Here is a 19,000-nt window from a genome sequence, read left to right as displayed (position 1 = left end):
CGGGGCGGGCGGCAGTAAAAGGGTCAGCCGCGAATCGCATCCAGCATCGCTTCAGGCTCAGGACGCTGAGTGTAATCCGGGTTGACCTCGGCGTAACGAATCACGCCATCCTGACCGATCACATAACGCGCCGGCATTGGCAGCGTCCACGAAGGATCATCGTTGAAAGTCGGCAAGTCGTTGCGCAGATTCTTGTACAGCTCAATCAGATAATCCGGCAACTCAAAACGTAAACCGAAGGCGTGCGCCACCTCATTGTGGGTATCACTGAGGATCGGGAATTCCAGGCCGTTGGTGCGCACAGACTTGCGGCTGTTGGCAGCAATTTGCGGCGAAATCGCCACCAGAGTTGCGCCGGCTTCGCGCAGCGTCGGCAGGAATTCCTGCAATGCTTGCAGCTCCATGTTGCAGTACGGGCACCACACGCCACGGTAGAACGTCAGCACCAACGGACCTTTGGCCACTAGATCGGCGGAAGACACCGGATGCCCGTCGGGGTCCTTGAGCGTGAACAGCGGCGCCTTGTCTCCCACTTTTAACGCCTTGCTTGCCGCACTGGAAGCAATCAGTTCAGCGGTAGCCCGCTCCATGATCGGGTGGATTTCAGCGGGCGCGTTGTAGGGCGGCTTGCCCGCTTTGAAATCAGCTTTGAACGCATCGAGTTTTGCTTGCAGGGTCATGATCGTAGTCCTGGGTGAGGAAGCCGGTTGGCTGGGATCGATAGTGACCTTGGGGCGGGGAGGGCGGAACGCAGGTGGGGGGCATAGGATTCATTCTTGGGGGGAATGAGGGCACGTTAAATCACACCCTGTAAAACAACCGAGCGTCGCGATCCGCATTTTTGTGCTTGAGTAAATATAACTCTAGGGTTACTTTTGTTTGGGCTTGAGCAAGGAGGCTATTGGTGCAGAGCAGGCTATTGATCAAGGAATTGGAGGAGGCCGGCTGGGTTCTGGATCGGATTACCGGAAGCCACCACCTCTTTAAACATCGATACAACCCTTACACGATTCCCGTCCCTCACCCGAAAAAGGATTTGCCGGTCGGGACGGCCAAGAGCATCAGGAGGCGCGCCGGGCTGTACTGCCCGGGAGCCAGTTACGCAGGAGATCCATAATGCAATATCCAATCTGTATCGAGTGGGGCGACGAGAACACCGCCATCGGTATTCAGATCCCCGATATTCCAGGCGCCGCAACGGCCGGGGATACGTTTGAAGATGCCTACAATGCGGCAGTCGAGATAGCGCACATCCTGCTTCAGGAGATTGCAGCGGACGGGGAGTCGATTCCCATGCCTACCTCTGCGGCTACTCACCGTGGGAATCCGGACTTCGCGGATATGGGCTGGGGAATGCTCGAGTTGGACATTTCGCCGTACATGGGCAAAACCGAGAAGGTCAACGTGACTCTGCCTGGCTATGTGATTCAGCGCATTGATCGATATGTGCGTGAGCACAATGTGAAAAGCCGCTCTTCTTTTCTGGCGGATGCGGCAATGGAGAAGCTGGTTCGACACTGAGTGACTTGATATGCATCTGGCGGGCAAGCTCGACTCTGGAGCTTGCCCGCCAGACTTTTAGACTGCTTAAGCCGTCGCCAACGAAGTCTTCTGCGAAGCACTCAAAAACCGCAACAACGCCAATAGCGGAAACGCACTCCCCACCATCACGATCCACAACCAGCCACCGTGTTCATACACTGCGCTGGCCACCGACGAACCGAATGCGCCACCGATGAAGATACTGGTCATGTACAGCGCATTCAGGCGGCTGCGGCTCTTGGCGTCGAGGGCGTAGACCGCGCGTTGGCCGAGGACCATATTCATCTGTACGCAGAAGTCGAGCACCACGCCGGTCACGGCCAGGCCGATGACGCTGTAGAGCGGATGGATGAACGCCGGCAGGAAGCTCAGGCTGGCGAATATCAGGGCCAGCAACGACGCGATGCGCGTGTGGCCGGCATCGGCCAGGCGACCGGCGATGGGGGCGGCGATGGCGCCGATGGCACCGACCAGGGCGAAGATCGCGATCTGGGTTTGCGACAGGCCGTGATTGCGGGCGAGTTCCAGCGGCACGGCGGTCCAGAACAGGCTGAACGTGGCGAACATGCAACCCTGATAAAACGCACGCTGACGCAAGACCGGTTGTTGGCGCAACAGCGTCCACAACGAGCCCAGCAACTGCCCGTAAGACGCACTGTGATCAGGCTGGCGCTTGGGAATGGTCAGCGCGAGCACGATGCTGATCGCTGCCATCAACGCGGCCGCAATCATGAACATCGCGCGCCAGCCGAAGTGGTCAGCTACCACACTGGACACCGGTCGTGCCAACAGAATGCCCAGCAGCAAACCACCCATGATCCCGCCGACCACGCGGCCGCGAGATTCTTCCGGTGCGAGGTGCGCCGCCAGTGGAATCAGGATTTGCACCGACACCGAGCTGAACCCAACCAGCAACGAGATCAGCAAAAACACATTGGGTTGATCGGTGAACGCAGCGCCCAGCAAGCTGGCGATCGCCACCACGGTGGTGATGATCATCAATCGACGGTTTTCCAGCAAATCACCCAGTGGCACCAGGAAGAACAACCCCAGCGCATAGCCAATCTGCGTCAACGAAACGATCAGGCTGGCCATGGTACTGGTGAGGCCGATGTCCGGCGCGATCAGGCCAATGATCGGCTGGGCATAGTAAATATTGGCCACGATGGCGCCGCAGCAGAAGGCGAAGAGCAGCACCATGCCTTTGGTCATTGTCGCGGCACCGTGGGGCGCCTGGGTCACTGGTTTCATAACGGGTCTCGCTGGACAAAAGGGAATGCGCGAAGGCTAAGCGGCAAGCCCAAACGGCGGAAGAGAGGTTGAGGTGATAGTAATCATTCCATTGCGGAATGAGTGGCGCCGGCCATGTGCTGTTTGCCGATGCACCTTGCGTCCAAAAAATGTGAGGTCCGATGATACATTCACTTACATCCTGTTCGATAGCGTGCTTATGTTCTCTCTCACGTTTCATAACTGGAAGGCACTGCCATGAATGCGATGATTCGCCACCTGATTCGCGGCGCTTCAGCCCTGACACTGATGACCTTGTTTACTACTGGCCTGGCCCAGGCCGCCGACGCGCCGGGCTTGCGCATCGGTGTGCGTGGCGAGATCACCGGGGTCAGCCCTGATGTGTTGAAAGTCCACGCCAACAGCGGAGAAAACGTGGTCATCAACCTGACCAATGACACCAAAATCCGCGCCGTCACCCTGGCCAACATCGAAGACATCAAACCCGGCAGCTACATCGGCTCGGCGGCCATTCCTCAGGACGATGGCACCCTCAAAGCGCTGGAAGTCCACGTCTTCCCGCCGGAACTGGCCGGCAGTGGCGACGGGCATCGGCCGTTTGATCTGGTCAAGGGCAGCAGCATGACCAATGGCAGCGTCGGCGATCTGGTGGTCAGCAATGGCCGGGTGTTGACGGTTAACTACAAGGGCGGGCAGCAGAAGATCCTGGTGCCGATGGACGTGCCGATTGTGAACCTGATGCCGGGGGATCGCAGTTTGCTCAAGGTGGGGGTGAAGATCGTGACGTTTGTGACGCAGAGTGCGGATGGCACGCTGACGGCGCAGTCGATCTCGGCGGGCAAGGATGGCGTGACACCGCCGATGTAATGGCAAGGCAAAATCCTGTGGGAGCGGGCTTGCTCGCGAATGCGGGGTGTCATTCAATAATGATGTCGACTGACACCGCCTCTTCGCGAGCAAGCCCGCTCCCACAAGGGATCTTCAGTAAATTTGGGTTTGTGTTCAGGCACAAAAAAGGCGACCTGCTCAGGTCGCCTTTTTCATTTCGCTCAGGAATTACTGACCGGTGTAAATCTGATCAAAAATCCCGCCATCATTGAAGTGGGTCTTCTGCACCGTGCGCCAGTCACCAAAGGTCTTCTCAACCGACAGGAAGTCCACTTTCGGGAAACGGTCGGTGTACTTGGCCAACACCGATGGATCACGCGGACGCAGGTAGTTCGCCGCCGCAATCTCCTGACCTTCCGGCGACCACAGGTACTTCAAGTATTCCTCGGCTGCCGCGCGAGTGCCTTTCTTGTCGACCACTTTGTCGACCACCGACACGGGTGGCTCAGCTTCGGCAGAAACGCTTGGGTAGATCACTTCAAACTGGTCACGACCAAACTCGCGGGCAATCATCTCCGCTTCGTTTTCGAAGGTCACCAGTACGTCGCCGATCTGGTTGGTCATGAACGTGGTGGTGGCTGCACGGCCACCGGTGTCGAGCACAGGGGCTTGTTTGAACAGCTTGCCAACGAACTCTTTGGCCTTGTTCTCGTCACCGCCATTCTTCAGCACATAGCCCCAGGCCGACAGGTAGGTGTAGCGACCGTTACCCGAGGTTTTCGGGTTCGGCACGATCACCTGAACGCCGTCTTTGAGCAGGTCGGGCCAGTCTTTCAGGGCTTTCGGGTTGCCTTTACGGACGATGAATACAGTGGCGGAAGTAAACGGCGCGCTGTTGTTCGGCAGGCGCGTGACCCAATTCTCCGGCACCAGTTTGCCGTTGTCCGCCAGGGCGTTGATGTCGGTCGCCATGTTCATGGTGATGACATCAGCCGGCAGGCCGTCGATCACCGAGCGAGCCTGTTTGCTGGAGCCGCCGAAGGACATCTGCAGGGTGATGTTTTCGTTGTGCTCGGCTTGCCAGTGTTTCTGGAAGGCAGTGTTGTAATCCTTGTAGAAATCGCGCATCACGTCGTAGGAAACGTTGAGCAGGGTGGGCGCGGCCTGAGCCACGCTGGTCAATGCCAGGCCAGCGGCCAGAAGTGAGGCGCCAAAGAGTTTTTTCACTGCGCAGTCCTTGTTCTAATTTAAAAGTGAGGCAATTTGCCAGCGACTATAGCCGGGCTCGCATAGGCCTTTAAAGATTAAAAAGCTCTTTGCTTATTCCAGTTTCTTAAACAGAGCGTTGCCGCATTGCGAGCAGAATGCTGCACCGTGTTCGTGGCTGTTTTTCTTGCACACCGGGCAGTCGTGTTGCAGCTGTTCGCCACGCATCGCGTTAGCCAGCTCGGCGGTGAAAATCCCGGTGGGCACGGCGATGATCGAGTAACCAGTGATCATCACCAGCGACGAAATCACCTGGCCCAGCGGCGTCTTCGGCACGATGTCGCCGAAGCCCACGGTGGTCAGCGTGACAATCGCCCAGTAAATGCCTTTGGGGATGCTGGTGAAGCCGTGCTCCGGACCTTCGATCACGTACATCAAGGTGCCGAACACCGTCACCAATGTGCAGACGCTGACCAGAAACACCACGATTTTCTGTTTGCTGCCGCGCAACGCCGACATCAGGTAGTTGGCTTGCTTGAGGTACGGGCTGAGCTTGAGCACGCGGAAAATCCGCAGCATCCGAATGATCCGGATGATCAGCAGGTACTGCGCATCGGCGTAATACAGCGCGAGGATGCCGGGCACGATGGCCAGCAAATCCACCAGACCGTAGAAGCTGAACGCGTAGCGCAACGGCTTGGGTGAGCAATACAACCGCAGGATGTATTCGACGGCGAAAACGAAGGTGAAGCCCCACTCGATATACGCCAGCAGATCGGCGTAGTTCTGGTGAACCGCGTCGATGCTGTCGAGCATCACGATGACGATGCTGGCGAGGATGATCAACAACAGGATGCCGTCGAAACGTCGCCCGGCCTTGGTGTCGCTCTGGAAAACCATGACGTAAAGCTCTTCACGCCAGTTTTTGCTGCTGTCCATGAATACCGCCTGAACCAATGATCAGCGCAGCCTAGGTTGATTCTCCCCAGGAGCGCAAGGCGCAGTGGTCCGCGTGGCTTTGCCGAGCACTTGAGCGGTCGCACGGATCAGCCAGCATCCGAGGATGAACGGCGCTGTCAATGTGGGCAGTCCAATAGCCGAAAACACGGGTGTCAGCAGCAGCGCGAATGCGATACCGATCGGTGGCAGCCATGGTTGTTGGCGCTGCGAACTGAAGGCGAGGGCGGCAAGCACGGCGTTATAACCGCCGAGGCCGAGCAGGGCGGTGTAGAAATCGTGGTGCAGCAGGCTCCAGCCCATGCCCGCGACAGACGCCAACATCGCCCAGCAGAAGGCGCGACGGTCAGCGATCAGCAACCCTGCGGCGATCAGCGCACCGGCCAGCGGATGACCGAGGAATATCACCTGACCGAGGCCTTTGAAGGGGGCGGCCAGCATGTTCAGGGCGTTGACTTCGATCAGGTGCGCCTGGGTCGACGGCGTGGCAAAGCACAGCAGCAACCAGCCCAACACCACGAAGGGCGCGGTGTAGGCGGGCAGGTATTGGCTGAACCGGGAGCGTTTGAGCCATTGTTGAGTCAGCATCGCGCTCAGGCCACCGCAGGCGATGATCATCAGCGGCAGCATGGCGGACCAGGGGAAATAGAGGCTCAGCAGCAAGCCGAGCAAGACACCGTTGTAGCTGAACAGTCCAGCCTGACGATCTTCCTTGGCGTAGTTGCGACGTTGCGCGGTAAGCAATCCGGCGACACCGCCCAGCAGCGCGCCGCCGAGCAGGGTGGGCGCGGTAAACAGAATGGCCAACAGGCACAGCAGGCCGCACAGCGGATTTCGCTGGAGGAAGATCTGACTGAAACCGTTGAGCAGGGCAGTCGCCCAGTCGGGGCAGTGGGTGTTGAAGTGATTGGCAGGCATGAAGGAGTCTGTGGGGTGTCTGGAGGACCGAGTTGCCTGCTTCGCGAACAAGCCCGCTCCCACACTGAATCTGTGTTCAGTTTTAAATTTGTGATCAACACAAATCTAATGTGGGAGCGGGCTTGCTCGCGAAGAGGCCAGTACAGGCGCTAAATCAGGGTTTCGATGCGCAATGAGTTAGTCGACCCCGGCTGCCCAAACGGCACACCCGCGGTGATCAATAACGTGTCGCCCCGCTGAGCCATGCCCTGGGCCTGGGCAATCTCCAGCGCCGTCGAACACACTTCATCCACCTGCCGCAGCCGATCATTGACCACCGAGTGCACGCCCCACGCCACGGTCAGGCGGCGAGCGGTCTGCAGGTTCGGCGTCAGGTTGAGAATCGGCACCGTCGGCCGTTCCCTCGCTGCGCGCAAACTCGAGGTGCCGGACTCGCTGTAGTTCACCAGCACGGCCACCGGCAGCACATTGCTGATACGCCGAATCGCACAGCTGATCGCGTCAGACACCGTGGCCTCGGCTTTCGGCCGGCTCACGTCCAATTGCGCCTGATAGTCCGGGCCGTTTTCCACCTGGCGGATGATCTTGCTCATCATCTGCACGGCTTCCAGCGGGTATTCGCCCGAGGCGGTTTCCGCCGACAGCATCACCGCATCCGCACCTTCAGCCACGGCGTTGGCCACGTCGGTGACCTCGGCGCGGGTCGGTGCCGGGGAGAAGCGCATCGATTCCAGCATCTGCGTCGCCACCACTACTGGTTTGCCGAGCTCACGGCAGAGGGTGATGATGTTTTTCTGAATCTGCGGCACGCTTTCGGCCGGCACTTCCACGCCCAGATCACCGCGAGCGACCATGATCGCGTCGCTCAATTCAGCGATTTCCCGTAGCTGAGTCACCGCCGACGGTTTCTCGATCTTGGCCATCAAGAACGCCTTGTCGCCGATCAACTCGCGAGCTTCGCGAATGTCTTCCGGACGTTGCACAAACGACAGCGCGACCCAGTCCACACCGAGCTCCAGGCCGAAGCTCAAATCACGGCGATCCTTGGCAGTCAGCGGGCTCAGTTCCAGCACCGCTTGCGGCACGTTCACGCCTTTGCGGTCCGACAGTTCCCCGCCATTGAGCACGGTGGTGTCGATGGCGTCGGCGTACGTGGTCACCACGCGCAGACGCAGCTTGCCGTCGTCCAGCAGCAAGTCCATGCCCGGCTCGAGCGCGGCGATGATTTCCGGGTGAGGCAGGTTAACGCGGCGCTCGTCGCCCGGCGTCGGGTCCAGGTCCAGGCGCAAGGCCTGACCGCGATGCAGTTGCACCTTGCCTTCGGCGAACTTGCCGACCCGCAGTTTCGGGCCTTGCAGGTCCATCAGAATGCCCAGCGGGTAATTCAGCTGGCGCTCGACTTCACGAATCCACTGGTAGCGCTGAGCGTGGTCGGCGTGATCACCGTGGCTGAAGTTCAGGCGGAAAATGTTGACCCCGGCCTGCACCAGTTCGCGGATGTCGTCGATACCGTCGGTGGCAGGGCCGAGGGTGGCGAGGATTTTAACCTTCTTGTCAGGCGTCATTTTTAGGGCTCTCGAGAATCAGGATGGCACGGAAGTCGTTGACGTTGGTGCGGGTCGGCTCGGTGACGATCAGCGCGTCCAGCGCCTCGAAATAGCCGTAGCCATTGTTGTTGTCCAACTCGTCGCTGGCGCTCAGACCGAGTGCGACCGCGCGGGCGTAGCTGTCCGGGGTCATGATCGCGCCGGCGTTGTCTTCGGAGCCGTCGATGCCGTCGGTGTCCCCGGCCAGGGCGAACACGCCGGGCAGGCCTTTGAGGCTATCGGTCAGGCTCAATAGGAATTCGGCGTTGCGCCCGCCACGGCCATTGCCGCGCACGGTCACGGTGGTTTCACCGCCCGAGAGGATCACGCAAGGCGCCGCCAATGGTTGGCCGTGCAGCACGACCTGACGGGCGATACCAGCATGCACCTTGGCCACTTCGCGGGATTCGCCTTCCAGATCGCCGAGGATCAGCGGGCTGAAACCGGCCTGACGGCACTTCACCGCGGCGGCTTCAAGCGATTGCTGTGGACGGGCGATCAGCTGGAAGTGACTGCGTGCCAAGCCAGGGTCGCCGGGTTTGACCGTCTCCGATTCCGGGCTTTGCAGCCAGTTACGCACCGAGGCCGGTACGTCGATGCCATAGCGCTTGAGGATCGCCAGCGCTTCGGCGGAGGTGCTTGGGTCGGCCACGGTCGGGCCGGAAGCGATGACCGTGGCGAGGTCGCCCGGCACATCGGAAATCGCGTAGGTATAAACAGTGGCCGGCCAGCAGGCTTTGCCGAGGCGGCCGCCCTTGATCGCCGAGAGGTGCTTGCGCACGCAGTTCATCTCGCCGATGGTTGCGCCGGATTTGAGCAGGGCTTTGTTGATCGATTGCTTGTCGGCGAGGGTGATGCCGGCCGCTGGCAATGCCAGCAGAGCAGAGCCGCCACCCGAGAGCAGGAAGATCACGCGGTCGTCTTCGCTCAGGTTGCTGACCAGTTCAAAGACTCGCTTGGCGACAGCTTGGCCGGCAGCGTCCGGCACCGGATGCGCCGCTTCGACCACTTCGATTTTTTCGCATGGGGCGCCGTGACCGTAACGCGTCACCACCAGACCGGACACTTCACCCTGCCAGCACCGCTCGACCACTTGCGCCATGGCGGCCGCGGCTTTGCCGGCGCCGATGACGATCACCCGACCGCTGCGGTCTTTGGGTAAATGGGCTTCGAGGACTTGCTGCGGATGAGCGGCGTCGATGGCTGTGGCGAACAGCTCGCGCAGGAATTGTTGCGGATCGACCGACATGGCGGGCTCCCGGAATTCTTGTTATTGGAGAACGACTCAGGTCCCTGTGGGAGCGACTTGTGGCGAGGGGGCTTGCCCCCGTTGGGCTGCGAAGCAGCCCCAAAATCTGTGATGCGACAACGATCTTGTGAGTGCTTCGCACTCAAACGGGGGCAAGCCCTCTCGCCACAGGCCCGCTCCCACAGGGTTTTGTGCAGGGCTTACTTATCGCGAATCGAGAAATTCGCCATGTGTTCCAGGCCCTTGATCAGCGCCGAGTGGTCCCAGTTGCTGCCACCGATGGCCGCACAGGTGCTGAACACTTGCTGGGTGTTGGCGGTGTTCGGCAGGTTGATGTTCAGCTCCTTGGCGCCTTGCAGGGCCAGGTTCAGGTCTTTCTGGTGCAGGCTGATGCGGAAGCCTGGATCGAAGGTGCCTTTGATCATGCGCTCGCCGTGCACTTCAAGAATCTTCGAGGAAGCGAAACCGCCCATCAGTGCTTCACGAACCTTGGCTGGATCGGCACCGTTTTTCGAGGCGAACAGCAGGGCTTCGGCCACCGCCTGGATATTCAGCGCAACGATGATCTGGTTGGCCACTTTCGCGGTTTGACCGTCGCCGTTACCGCCGACCAGGGTGATGTTCTTGCCCATCGCCTGGAACAGCGGCAGGGCGCGTTCGAAGGCATCGGCATCGCCGCCGACCATGATGCTCAGGCTCGCGGCTTTAGCGCCGACTTCACCGCCAGACACCGGCGCGTCGAGGTACTGCGCACCTTTCTCATTGATTTTGGCTGCGAAGGCTTTGGTCGCGGTGGGCGAGATCGAGCTCATGTCGATGACGACTTTGCCTTTGCCCACGCCGGCTGCAACGCCGTCGGCGCGGAACAGCACGTCGTCTACCTGTGGGGTATCCGGCACCATGACAATGATGAATTCGGCTTCTTGCGCGACTTCTTTCGGGTTGGCCAGGGCAACGGCGCCAGCAGCAATCAGGTCAGCAGGCGCGGCGTCGTGGTGCGCCGACAGGAACAGGCTGTGACCGGCTTTCTGCAGGTTCAACGCCATTGGGTGGCCCATGATGCCGGTGCCGATAAATCCGATTTTAGCCATGAGAAATTCCTCTTGTTTTTGTCTTGCCAAATAATGTGCGCGATACACCTGTGGCGAGGGAGCTTGCTCCCGCTGGGGCGCGAAGCGGCCCCAAATCAGCCAGCGCGGTATATCAAGTAAATCTGGTTTGCAGGTTTTACGACTGCTTCGCAGCCGAGCGGGAGCAAGCTCCCTCGCCACAGTGGTTACGTGTCAGATCAGATCGCGTTATGGGTTTTCAACCAGCCCAGGCCCGCTTCGGTGGTGGTCAGCGGCTTGTATTCACAGCCAACCCACCCCTGATAACCGATCCGGTCCAGGTGTTCGAACAGGAAGCGGTAGTTGATTTCACCGGTGCCCGGTTCGTTGCGCCCTGGGTTATCGGCCAACTGGATGTGGTTGATCTCGCCCAAGTGCGCGGCCATGGTGCGGGCCAGGTCGCCTTCCATGATTTGCATGTGGTAGATGTCGTATTGCAGGAACAGATTGGCGCTGCCCACCTGCTCGCGAATCGACAGGGCTTGCGCCGTGTTGTTCAGGTAGAAGCCCGGGATGTCGCGGGTGTTGATCGCTTCCATCACCAGCTTGATGCCCGCCGCTTGCAGTTTTTCGGCCGCGTATTTGAGGTTGGCGACGAAGGTTTTTTCCACGGTGGCATCGTCGACGCCTTGTGGACGAATACCCGCCAGGCAGTTGACCTGGGTGTTGCCCAGCACTTGCGCGTAGGCGATAGCCAGGTTGACACCGGCGCGGAATTCTTCAACTCGGTCCGGCAGGCACGCAATACCGCGTTCGCCCTTGGCCCAGTCACCGGCCGGCAGGTTGAACAGCACCTGGGTCAGACCGTTGGCATCGAGCTTGGCCTTGATCTCGGCGGAGCTGAAGTCGTAAGGGAACAGGTACTCGACACCACTGAAACCGGCCTTGGCGGCCGCTTCAAAACGGGCAAGAAAATCCTGCTCAGTGAACAGCATGGACAGGTTGGCTGCGAAACGCGGCATGGTGGTCTCCTGAATGTGTATGAGGTCCCCTGTGGGAGCGGGCTTGCTCGCGAAAGCGGTGGGTCAGTCAACATCTTTGTTGGATGTGAAGCCGTCTTCGCGAGCAAGCCCGCTCCCACAGTGGGAACGATCAGCAGTTAATCAAGCAACGAAATCGCCGTCGGTGCGTCGTTGCCGACCAGCGCCAGGTCTTCGAATTCGTTGACGGCGTTGATCTCGGTGCCCATGGAAATGTTGGTCACGCGCTCCAGAATAATCTCGACGATCACCGGCACCTTGAACTCTTCGATCAGTTCCTGAGCCTTGCGCAGGGCAGGCTGGATCTGGCTTGGTTCAAACACACGCAGTGCCTTGCAGCCGAGGCCTTCGGCGACCGCGACGTGGTCGACACCGTAACCATTGAGCTCCGGAGCGTTCAGGTTATCGAAGGACAGCTGCACGCAGTAGTCCATGTCGAAACCGCGCTGGGCCTGACGAATCAGCCCCAGGTACGAGTTGTTTACCACAACGTGGATGTACGGCAGTTTGAACTGCGCACCCACCGCCAATTCTTCGATCATGAACTGGAAATCATAGTCGCCCGACAGCGCCACGACCTTGCGAGTCGGATCAGCCTTGACCACGCCCAGTGCCGCTGGAATGGTCCAGCCCAACGGGCCGGCCTGGCCGCAGTTGATCCAGTGACGCGGCTTGTAGACGTGCAGGAACTGCGCGCCGGCAATTTGCGACAGACCGATGGTGCTGACGTAGCAGGTGTCTTTGCCGAACACCTGGTTCATCTCTTCGTAAACGCGTTGCGGCTTGACCGGCACGTTGTCGAAGTGCGTCTTGCGTTGCAGGCTGGCTTTACGTTGCTGGCAGTCTTGCAGCCAGGCGCTGCGGTTTTTCAGCTTGCCGGCGGCTTGCCATTCACGGGCGACTTCGATGAACACGGTCAGTGCGGCAGCGGCGTCGGAGACGATGCCCAGGTCCGGGTTGAACACACGGCCAATCTGGGTCGGCTCGATATCAACGTGAATGAACTTGCGGCCTTCGGTGTAGACGTCGATCGAGCCGGTGTGGCGGTTGGCCCAACGGTTACCCACGCCCAACACTACGTCGGATTTGAGCATCGTCGCGTTGCCGTAGCGGTGCGAGGTTTGCAGGCCAACCATGCCGACCATCAACGGGTGATCGTCCGGAATGGTGCCCCAGCCCATCAGGGTCGGGATGACTGGAATGCCGGTCAGTTCGGCGAACTCGACCAGCAAGTCGCTGGCGTCAGCATTGATGATGCCGCCACCGGCCACCAACAGTGGACGCTCGGCCTGATCGAGCATGGCCAGGGCCTTCTCGATTTGCACGCGGTTCGCGGTGGGCTTGGCCAGCGGCAGCGGTTGGTAAGCGTCGATGTCGAATTCGATTTCCGCCATCTGCACGTCGAACGGCAGGTCGATCAGCACGGGACCTGGACGGCCGGAGCGCATTTCGTAGAAGGCTTTCTGGAACGCGTAAGGCACCTGGCCCGGTTCCATGACGGTGGTTGCCCACTTGGTCACTGGCTTGACGATGGCAGTGATGTCGACAGCCTGGAAGTCTTCCTTATGCATACGGGCGCGGGGGGCCTGGCCGGTAATGCAGAGAATCGGGATCGAGTCGGCCGAGGCGCTGTAGAGCCCGGTGACCATGTCAGTACCGGCAGGGCCGGAGGTGCCGATGCACACGCCGATGTTGCCGGCCTTGGTGCGGGTGTAACCCTCGGCCATGTGCGAGGCGCCTTCAACGTGGCGAGCGAGGACGTGATCGATGCCACCGACCTTCTGCAAGGCGGAGTACAGCGGGTTGATCGCGGCGCCCGGGATGCCAAAAGCGGTATCAACCCCTTCACGGCGCATCACCAGAACGGCGGCTTCGATTGCTCTCATTTTGCTCATGGTTTTGTGCCTCTTACGTTTTGTAATTGTATACAAGTGGCTTTGCGCAGAGTGTATTCACGGCGGACGGCGCAGGTCAATCCATTTTCTCAAGCGAGCGTTTCATTCGTCGAAAGCCTTATCTAGTGTGGCTTTTCGTCGCATGTGGCGCTTTTCGATAATTATTGTATACAAAAAAATAACTCATTGTGTTCTATTTGTTGCATCGGCCTGCGGCACAACGGCGCAGCCCAACGCCTTTCCGAAAAACAAAATGAGGACGGCACCATGAGCGCTTTAACCTTGAAAGTTGCAGTCAACCTGATCAACCAGGCCATCTCTGCAGGGCGTGCAATCTCGGCAGCACCCTTGACCATCGCGGTACTGGATGCCGGCGGTCACCTGATCACCCTGCAACGCGAAGACGGCGCGAGCCTGCTACGCCCGCAGGTCGCCATCGGCAAAGCCTGGGGCGCGATCGCACTGGGCAAAGGCTCGCGCCTGCTGGCGCTGGACGCGCAACAGCGTCCGGCGTTTATTGCCGCCCTTAATAGCCTGGGGCAGGGCAGCGTGGTGCCGGCACCGGGTGGTGTGCTGATTCGGGATCAGGACGGCAACGTGCTGGGGGCGGTGGGGATCAGCGGGGATCTTTCGGATGTGGATGAGCAGTGTGCGATCACCGCCATTGAGGCGCTGGGGTTGACGGCGGATGCTGGGGTTACGGCTTGATAAGTGGGTGATTGAGCTACCGCTTTCGCGAGCACGCTCTCTCCCACACTGGATTTGTGTACGACGCAGATCAAATGTGGGAGCGGGCTTGCTTGCGAAGGCGGCCTCACAGACACATCCAGCTAAAAGTCTGCCCTACCTTCAGGCATTCATCGGTCTAGCCTTCTCATTCCTGATTCATGAGGAGGGCAAAGGAATGCCTGAACTGTCTGCTTCACATCGCCTGCGCATCGGCCGCTATGCCGAACAAAACCGCATCTATCATTTGACTGCAAACACACTCAAACGGGAGCCTGTCTTCAGGGGCTATGTCTTGGGCAGGAAGGTTGCGCACCAATTCAGGAAAGTGCAGGAGCAAGGCTTCGCCGATACCTTGGCTTTCGTCGTGATGCCTGACCATTTTCACTGGTTAATACAACTGCACCGAGGTTCACTCGGGGAGTTGATGTGCCAGACCAAGTCGTTGAGTGCGCGATCAATCAATGCGGCGACGGGTAGAACGGGAAGCCTCTGGCAGCAGGGTTTTCATGATCATTCACTGCGACAGGAAGAAAGCCTGGTCAGGATTGCGCGGTATGTCGTTGCTAACCCATTGCGGGCGAGACTGGTAGAGAAGTTGGGCGACTATCCGCTGTGGGATGCGATCTGGGTTTGATTTGAAACGTGTCGGCCCCTTCGCGAGCAAGCCCGCTCCCACATTTAACCGGGTTTCAAATTGAGAACGCGGTCGAGTGTGGGAGCGGCGGTGCGACGATTCGACTTGCTCGCGAAGGGCGCACCGCGGTCTATCGATCCGGCTCACACCCTTTAAGCACCAACCGAATGATCGTCTGCGCCGCCGCCTCATAATCCGCCTCATCCAGCTTGGCTTTGCCGGTAATCGCCGTAATCTGCCAGTCAAAGTCAGCATAGGTCTGGGTCGCGGCCCAGATGCTGAACATCAGGTGGTTGGGGTCGATGGCGGCGATCTGGCCGCGGTCGATCCAGGTCTGGATGCAGTCGATGTTGTGCCTGGCCTGACTGTTGAGCTGTTCGACCAGGTCGGCGCTCAGGTGCGGGGCGCCGTGCATGATTTCGCTGGCGAACACTTTCGAGGCGAACGGCAAGTCGCGGGAGATGCGGATTTTCGAGCGAATATAGCCGCTCAGTACTTCGCTGGGCTGACCTTCAGGATTGAACGGGGTCGAGGCCTGCAGAATAGGCTCGATGATGCTTTCCAGGACCTCGCGGTAGAGGTTTTCCTTGGATTTGAAGTAGTAGTAGACGTTGGGCTTGGGCAATCCCGCCTTGGCTGCAATGTCACTGGTTTTGGTCGCAGCGAAGCCCTTGTCGGCAAATTCTTCACTGGCGGCACGCAGGATCAGTTCTTTGTTGCGCTCGCGGATAGTGCTCATAAACCAGGGGGTTCCTTGCCTGTTCTGGCGGTTGCGCATGGTATCACCGGGCTCGCGCGGCGCTCAAGAATGCCCCGTGTGGCACTCGGCCGCGCTATGCTGCGCGGCATTCATTCAAGAAGGAAACCTGATTCATGGCAGGAAGCAGTTTGCTGGTGCTGATCGACGACATCGCCGCGGTACTCGACGATGTGGCATTGATGACCAAAATGGCCGCCAAGAAGACCGCCGGCGTGCTCGGCGACGATCTGGCGCTCAATGCCCAGCAAGTCAGCGGCGTGCGGGCCGAGCGGGAAATCCCGGTGGTCTGGGCCGTGGCCAAGGGCTCGTTTCGCAACAAGCTGATCCTGGTGCCATCGGCATTGGCTATCAGCGCGTTTATTCCGTGGCTGGTGACGCCGTTGTTGATGGTCGGCGGCGCTTACCTGTGTTTCGAAGGTTTCGAGAAACTCGCGCACACATTCCTGCACAGCAAGGCTGAAGACCAGGCCGAACATGCGGAACTGGTCGAGGCGGTCGCCGATCCGGCGGTGGATCTGGTGGCTTTCGAACAGGACAAGATCAAAGGCGCGGTACGCACCGACTTCATCCTGTCAGCAGAAATCATCGCCATCACCCTCGGCATCGTGGCGGAGGCTTCGCTGACCCAGCAAGTGATCGTGCTGTCGGGCATTGCCATCGTCATGACCGTCGGTGTGTATGGCTTGGTGGCGGGCATCGTCAAACTCGACGACCTCGGTTTGTGGCTGACCCAAAAGCCTGGGCAGATGGCAAAAAGCATCGGCGGCGGTATTTTGCGAGCAGCGCCTTACATGATGAAAAGCCTGTCGGTGATCGGTACGGCGGCGATGTTCCTGGTCGGTGGCGGGATCCTGACTCACGGCGTGCCGGTGGTTCATCACTGGATCGAAAGCGTCAGCGCCGCGGCGGGTGGTGCCGGGTTTATCGTGCCGACGCTGCTGAACGCGGTGGCGGGGATTGTCGCGGGTGCGGTGGTGTTGGCGGGTGTGATGGTTGCCAGCAAGATCTGGAAAGCGCTCAAAGGCTAAAGCTAAACGCTGTCCAACTGTAGGAGCTGAGCTTGCTCGCGATGAGGGTGCCACATTCAACATGGATGTCGGCTGATACACCGCATCGCGAGCAAGCTCGGCTCCTACTGGGGGGTGTGGTGCGGCGGGAATGTAAAAAGGCCATTCGACTCGCATCGAATGGCCTTTTTTGTGGCTGCCGAATTTACTCGGCGATCTGCAACTTGCGCGCCTCGGTATACACGAAGCGCACTTTGTCGTACTCAAACGGGGAGTTCAACTGGCCATAACGGAAGTTGGTCTGGTTGCGTTTGTCGATGCCCCGCAGGATCCAGACTTCAGGATGGTTGGAGCTGACTTCAGCCACGTTCAGGTAATTGATTGCGTCCTCTACGGTGAAATCGACCGCGAGGCCGCTCGTGTCGCGCAGGTTGGAAGGGCCGAGGATTGGCAAGACCAGATAGGCGCCTCCCGGTACACCGTAGAAGCCCAGGGTCTGACCGAAGTCTTCGTTCTGGCGCGGCAGACCCATGGCGGTAGCCGGGTCCCACAGGCCGGCGATGCCAATGGTGGTATTGAGCAACAGGCGCGCCGAGGTTTCCATCGAACGCTTGCCCTTGAGTTGCAGCAGGCTGTTCACCAGGTTCGGCACGTCGCCGAGGTTGTTGAAGAAGTTGCTCACGCCGGTACGCAGAAAGCTTGGCGTGACGTAGCGATAGCCGTCGACCACGGGCAGGAACACCCATTGGTCGAAGCGGTAGTTGAAGTGATACACCCGACGGTTCCACTCTTCCAGCGGGTCATAGACGGACAGCGCGCTGAGCGTCGAGCGTTCGAACTCGCGCTGGTCCAGCCCCGGGTTGAACTTGAGTTTGCTCAGCGGCTCTTTGAAGCCGTCACTGTCGACCACAACGGGGGCGTTGGCTTTGCTGTTGTCGGCATTGGCGACGCCTGCACAGAGTAACGCAGCGATTAGCAGGAGATATTTAGCCACGGAAGAACTCCAGCATGGCGTCGCTGTTGACGCGGTAGTTAAGGTTGCCGCAATGGCCGCCGAGTGGATAAACGGTCAAGCGATCGCCGAAGGTCTTGCGCAGGAAACCGAGGTCGCCCGGGCCCAGGATCACGTCGTCGGCGTTATGCATCACAGCGATTTTCGGGCTGTCGTGCAGGTAGTCCTTGAGGGCATAAAGACTGACCTGGTCGACCAGTTGCAACAGGCTGCCGCCGTCGGTGCGGGCGCGCCACATCGGGATGACCTGTTCAGTGATGTAGCAGTCGAAGTCGCACTGCAGCGCACGCCTGAGGAACGGCGTGAGGCTGGTGCCTTCGGTGATCGGGAATTTCGGCGGGGTGATCAGGCCGCGGCGGTTGATCAGGTCCGAGGTGAAGGCAATGTCGGCCGCCGAGAAGCGGAACGAGGTGCCGATCAGCATGGCCATCTGTTCGTTGGTCAGGTGCTGCTTGGACTGCTGGAAGTCATAAAGCAGGGCATCGTTGAGGTCGATGTAGCCTTTCTGCTGGAAGTAGCGGGTCAGTTTGTTCAACACCAGTTCATAAAACGTCGTGCTGCTGTTGATGCCCTTGACCTCGGTCTGGACCAGCTTGTCCAGGTTGGTAATTGAGGTGTACAGGTTGACCGGCGGGTTCAGCAGCAAGACTTTCTTGAAGTTGAAGCTACGGCGCGTCTCGTCCAGGTGTGCGACGAAGGCTGCATCCAGTGCGCCCAGGCTGTAACCGGTGAGGTAGTAGTCGGTCACCGGCAGTTTCGGGTTTTGTGCGCGCACGGCCTGCATCACCCGGTACATGTCTTCGGCGTCTTCTTTGCTCACGCCTGGTGTGGCGAAGCGGGAGGCGGCGCTCATGAAGTCAAAACTGGTCGGCGACGACAGTTGCACCACGTGGTAGCCGGCCTGGTAGTAGAGCTTTTTCAGGTACTCGTTAAGGCTGCTGTCATAGCGTGCGCCCGTGCCGGCGATCAAAAAAATCAGGGGGGCCGGTTTATCTTGTGTAGCGATTCGGTAAGTGAGCTTCTTCACTGCCCAGAAGTTGTCCGGTAGTTCGAATTCACGCTCCGGGCGCAGCGTGAGGCTGCGGTCCTTCTGGTTGATGTCTTCGTCCAGCGGCAACGTCGGACGCAGGTCTGGCGGTGTCGTGGCGATGGTGGCCTCGAACGGGTTGGTCAAGGGGTAGCCATAACTGGCGGCGTCGATATCGACCGCCAGTGCGGACGCACTCAATATAAGGCCGCCAAAGAGGGCGGCGAAGCGCAAGAAGCGGAGCATGACTAGATCCCTTGGAAGAAGGTGCCGAATGAAGTTCGCAGGCTATGACCACAGGTGTTGCGCC

General features: G+C 59.5%; 19 protein-coding genes. 6 read left to right on the top strand and 13 right to left on the bottom strand.

What is annotated here, in order from left to right; genetic code table 11:
• Window positions 1-23 precede the first annotated feature (23 nt).
• A complete protein-coding gene (locus tag EAH78_RS26920) occupies window positions 24-680 on the bottom strand; it encodes a peroxiredoxin-like family protein (protein WP_140670690.1) in 657 nt (218 codons plus the stop codon).
• 224 nt (window positions 681-904) lie between these two features.
• Here EAH78_RS26920 and EAH78_RS26915 point away from each other — a divergent pair, with 224 nt between their 5' ends.
• Both EAH78_RS26915 and EAH78_RS26910 read left to right on the top strand, forming a co-directional pair.
• A complete protein-coding gene (locus EAH78_RS26915) occupies window positions 905-1,117 on the top strand; it encodes a type II toxin-antitoxin system HicA family toxin (RefSeq protein ID WP_140670688.1) in 213 nt (70 codons plus the stop codon).
• Entirely contained in the window at window positions 1,117-1,521 is a 405-nt protein-coding gene (locus EAH78_RS26910) for a type II toxin-antitoxin system HicB family antitoxin (RefSeq protein ID WP_123434067.1), read from the top strand. Before EAH78_RS26915 ends, EAH78_RS26910 begins: the two co-directional genes overlap by 1 nt.
• A gap of 66 nt (window positions 1,522-1,587) precedes the next feature.
• Here the strand turns inward: EAH78_RS26910 and EAH78_RS26905 are convergent, their stop codons facing one another.
• On the bottom strand, window positions 1,588-2,793 hold the full coding sequence (locus EAH78_RS26905) for an MFS transporter (protein WP_140670686.1): 1,206 nt from the start codon (window positions 2,791-2,793) through the stop codon (window positions 1,588-1,590).
• A 237-nt stretch (window positions 2,794-3,030) separates the two neighbouring features.
• On the opposite strand from EAH78_RS26905, the gene EAH78_RS26900 reads away from it, so the two are divergent.
• Complete coding sequence (locus EAH78_RS26900) at window positions 3,031-3,660, top strand: DUF5666 domain-containing protein (RefSeq protein ID WP_193560105.1); 630 nt, start codon at window positions 3,031-3,033, stop codon at window positions 3,658-3,660.
• A gap of 189 nt (window positions 3,661-3,849) precedes the next feature.
• On the opposite strand, the gene EAH78_RS26895 is transcribed toward EAH78_RS26900, so the two are convergent.
• From EAH78_RS26895 to gcl, 8 genes are all read right to left on the bottom strand, one after another.
• Window positions 3,850-4,848: a sulfate ABC transporter substrate-binding protein gene (locus EAH78_RS26895; RefSeq protein WP_140670684.1), complete on the bottom strand. Its 999-nt coding sequence runs from the start codon at window positions 4,846-4,848 to the stop codon at window positions 3,850-3,852.
• 93 nt (window positions 4,849-4,941) lie between these two features.
• Complete coding sequence (locus EAH78_RS26890; RefSeq protein WP_140670682.1) at window positions 4,942-5,766, bottom strand: ion transporter; 825 nt, start codon at window positions 5,764-5,766, stop codon at window positions 4,942-4,944.
• A 21-nt stretch (window positions 5,767-5,787) separates the two neighbouring features.
• The gene (locus tag EAH78_RS26885; protein WP_140670680.1) at window positions 5,788-6,702 is read right to left on the bottom strand and encodes an urea transporter; all 915 of its coding nucleotides are present in this window, start codon (window positions 6,700-6,702) and stop codon (window positions 5,788-5,790) included.
• A 149-nt stretch (window positions 6,703-6,851) separates the two neighbouring features.
• A complete protein-coding gene (pyk, locus tag EAH78_RS26880; protein ID WP_140670678.1) occupies window positions 6,852-8,267 on the bottom strand; it encodes a pyruvate kinase in 1,416 nt (471 codons plus the stop codon).
• Entirely contained in the window at window positions 8,257-9,537 is a 1,281-nt protein-coding gene (locus EAH78_RS26875; protein ID WP_140670676.1) for a glycerate kinase type-2 family protein, read from the bottom strand. The genes pyk and EAH78_RS26875 overlap by 11 nt, the downstream gene beginning before the upstream one ends.
• 200 nt (window positions 9,538-9,737) lie before the next feature.
• A complete protein-coding gene (locus tag EAH78_RS26870; RefSeq protein ID WP_140670674.1) occupies window positions 9,738-10,628 on the bottom strand; it encodes a 2-hydroxy-3-oxopropionate reductase in 891 nt (296 codons plus the stop codon).
• Between the two features lie 197 nt (window positions 10,629-10,825).
• Window positions 10,826-11,608: a hydroxypyruvate isomerase gene (hyi, locus tag EAH78_RS26865; protein WP_140670672.1), complete on the bottom strand. Its 783-nt coding sequence runs from the start codon at window positions 11,606-11,608 to the stop codon at window positions 10,826-10,828.
• Window positions 11,609-11,745: 137 nt separating this feature from the next.
• On the bottom strand, window positions 11,746-13,521 hold the full coding sequence (gene gcl, locus EAH78_RS26855; protein ID WP_140670668.1) for a glyoxylate carboligase: 1,776 nt from the start codon (window positions 13,519-13,521) through the stop codon (window positions 11,746-11,748).
• A 267-nt stretch (window positions 13,522-13,788) separates the two neighbouring features.
• Between gcl and EAH78_RS26850 the strand changes: the two genes are divergently transcribed.
• The gene (locus EAH78_RS26850; protein WP_140670666.1) at window positions 13,789-14,229 is read left to right on the top strand and encodes a GlcG/HbpS family heme-binding protein; all 441 of its coding nucleotides are present in this window, start codon (window positions 13,789-13,791) and stop codon (window positions 14,227-14,229) included.
• Between the two features lie 196 nt (window positions 14,230-14,425).
• Window positions 14,426-14,884: an REP-associated tyrosine transposase gene (locus EAH78_RS26845; RefSeq protein WP_140670663.1), complete on the top strand. Its 459-nt coding sequence runs from the start codon at window positions 14,426-14,428 to the stop codon at window positions 14,882-14,884.
• A gap of 130 nt (window positions 14,885-15,014) precedes the next feature.
• On the opposite strand, the gene EAH78_RS26840 is transcribed toward EAH78_RS26845, so the two are convergent.
• Window positions 15,015-15,623 (bottom strand): TetR/AcrR family transcriptional regulator, encoded by a 609-nt coding sequence (locus EAH78_RS26840; protein WP_140670661.1) that lies wholly within the window; start codon window positions 15,621-15,623, stop codon window positions 15,015-15,017.
• A gap of 134 nt (window positions 15,624-15,757) precedes the next feature.
• On the opposite strand from EAH78_RS26840, the gene EAH78_RS26835 reads away from it, so the two are divergent.
• Window positions 15,758-16,672, top strand: coding sequence for a DUF808 domain-containing protein (locus EAH78_RS26835; protein WP_140670659.1), 915 nt, complete (start codon window positions 15,758-15,760; stop codon window positions 16,670-16,672).
• 184 nt (window positions 16,673-16,856) lie between these two features.
• On the opposite strand, the gene EAH78_RS26830 is transcribed toward EAH78_RS26835, so the two are convergent.
• Both EAH78_RS26830 and EAH78_RS26825 read right to left on the bottom strand, forming a co-directional pair.
• Complete coding sequence (locus tag EAH78_RS26830; protein WP_140670656.1) at window positions 16,857-17,645, bottom strand: MlaA family lipoprotein; 789 nt, start codon at window positions 17,643-17,645, stop codon at window positions 16,857-16,859.
• Window positions 17,638-18,936, bottom strand: a complete 1,299-nt coding sequence (locus tag EAH78_RS26825; RefSeq protein WP_140670654.1) for a serine/threonine protein kinase — start codon at window positions 18,934-18,936, stop codon at window positions 17,638-17,640. Before EAH78_RS26825 ends, EAH78_RS26830 begins: the two co-directional genes overlap by 8 nt.
• Between the last annotated feature and the right edge of the window lie 64 nt (window positions 18,937-19,000).

Origin of the sequence: Pseudomonas arsenicoxydans (assembly GCF_006438915.1) — a bacterium.
GTDB classification, from domain to species: Bacteria; Pseudomonadota; Gammaproteobacteria; order Pseudomonadales; family Pseudomonadaceae; genus Aquipseudomonas; species Aquipseudomonas arsenicoxydans_A.
Note: the sequence above shows the minus strand (reverse complement) of the source record. Positions and strands in the feature narration are given on the sequence as shown.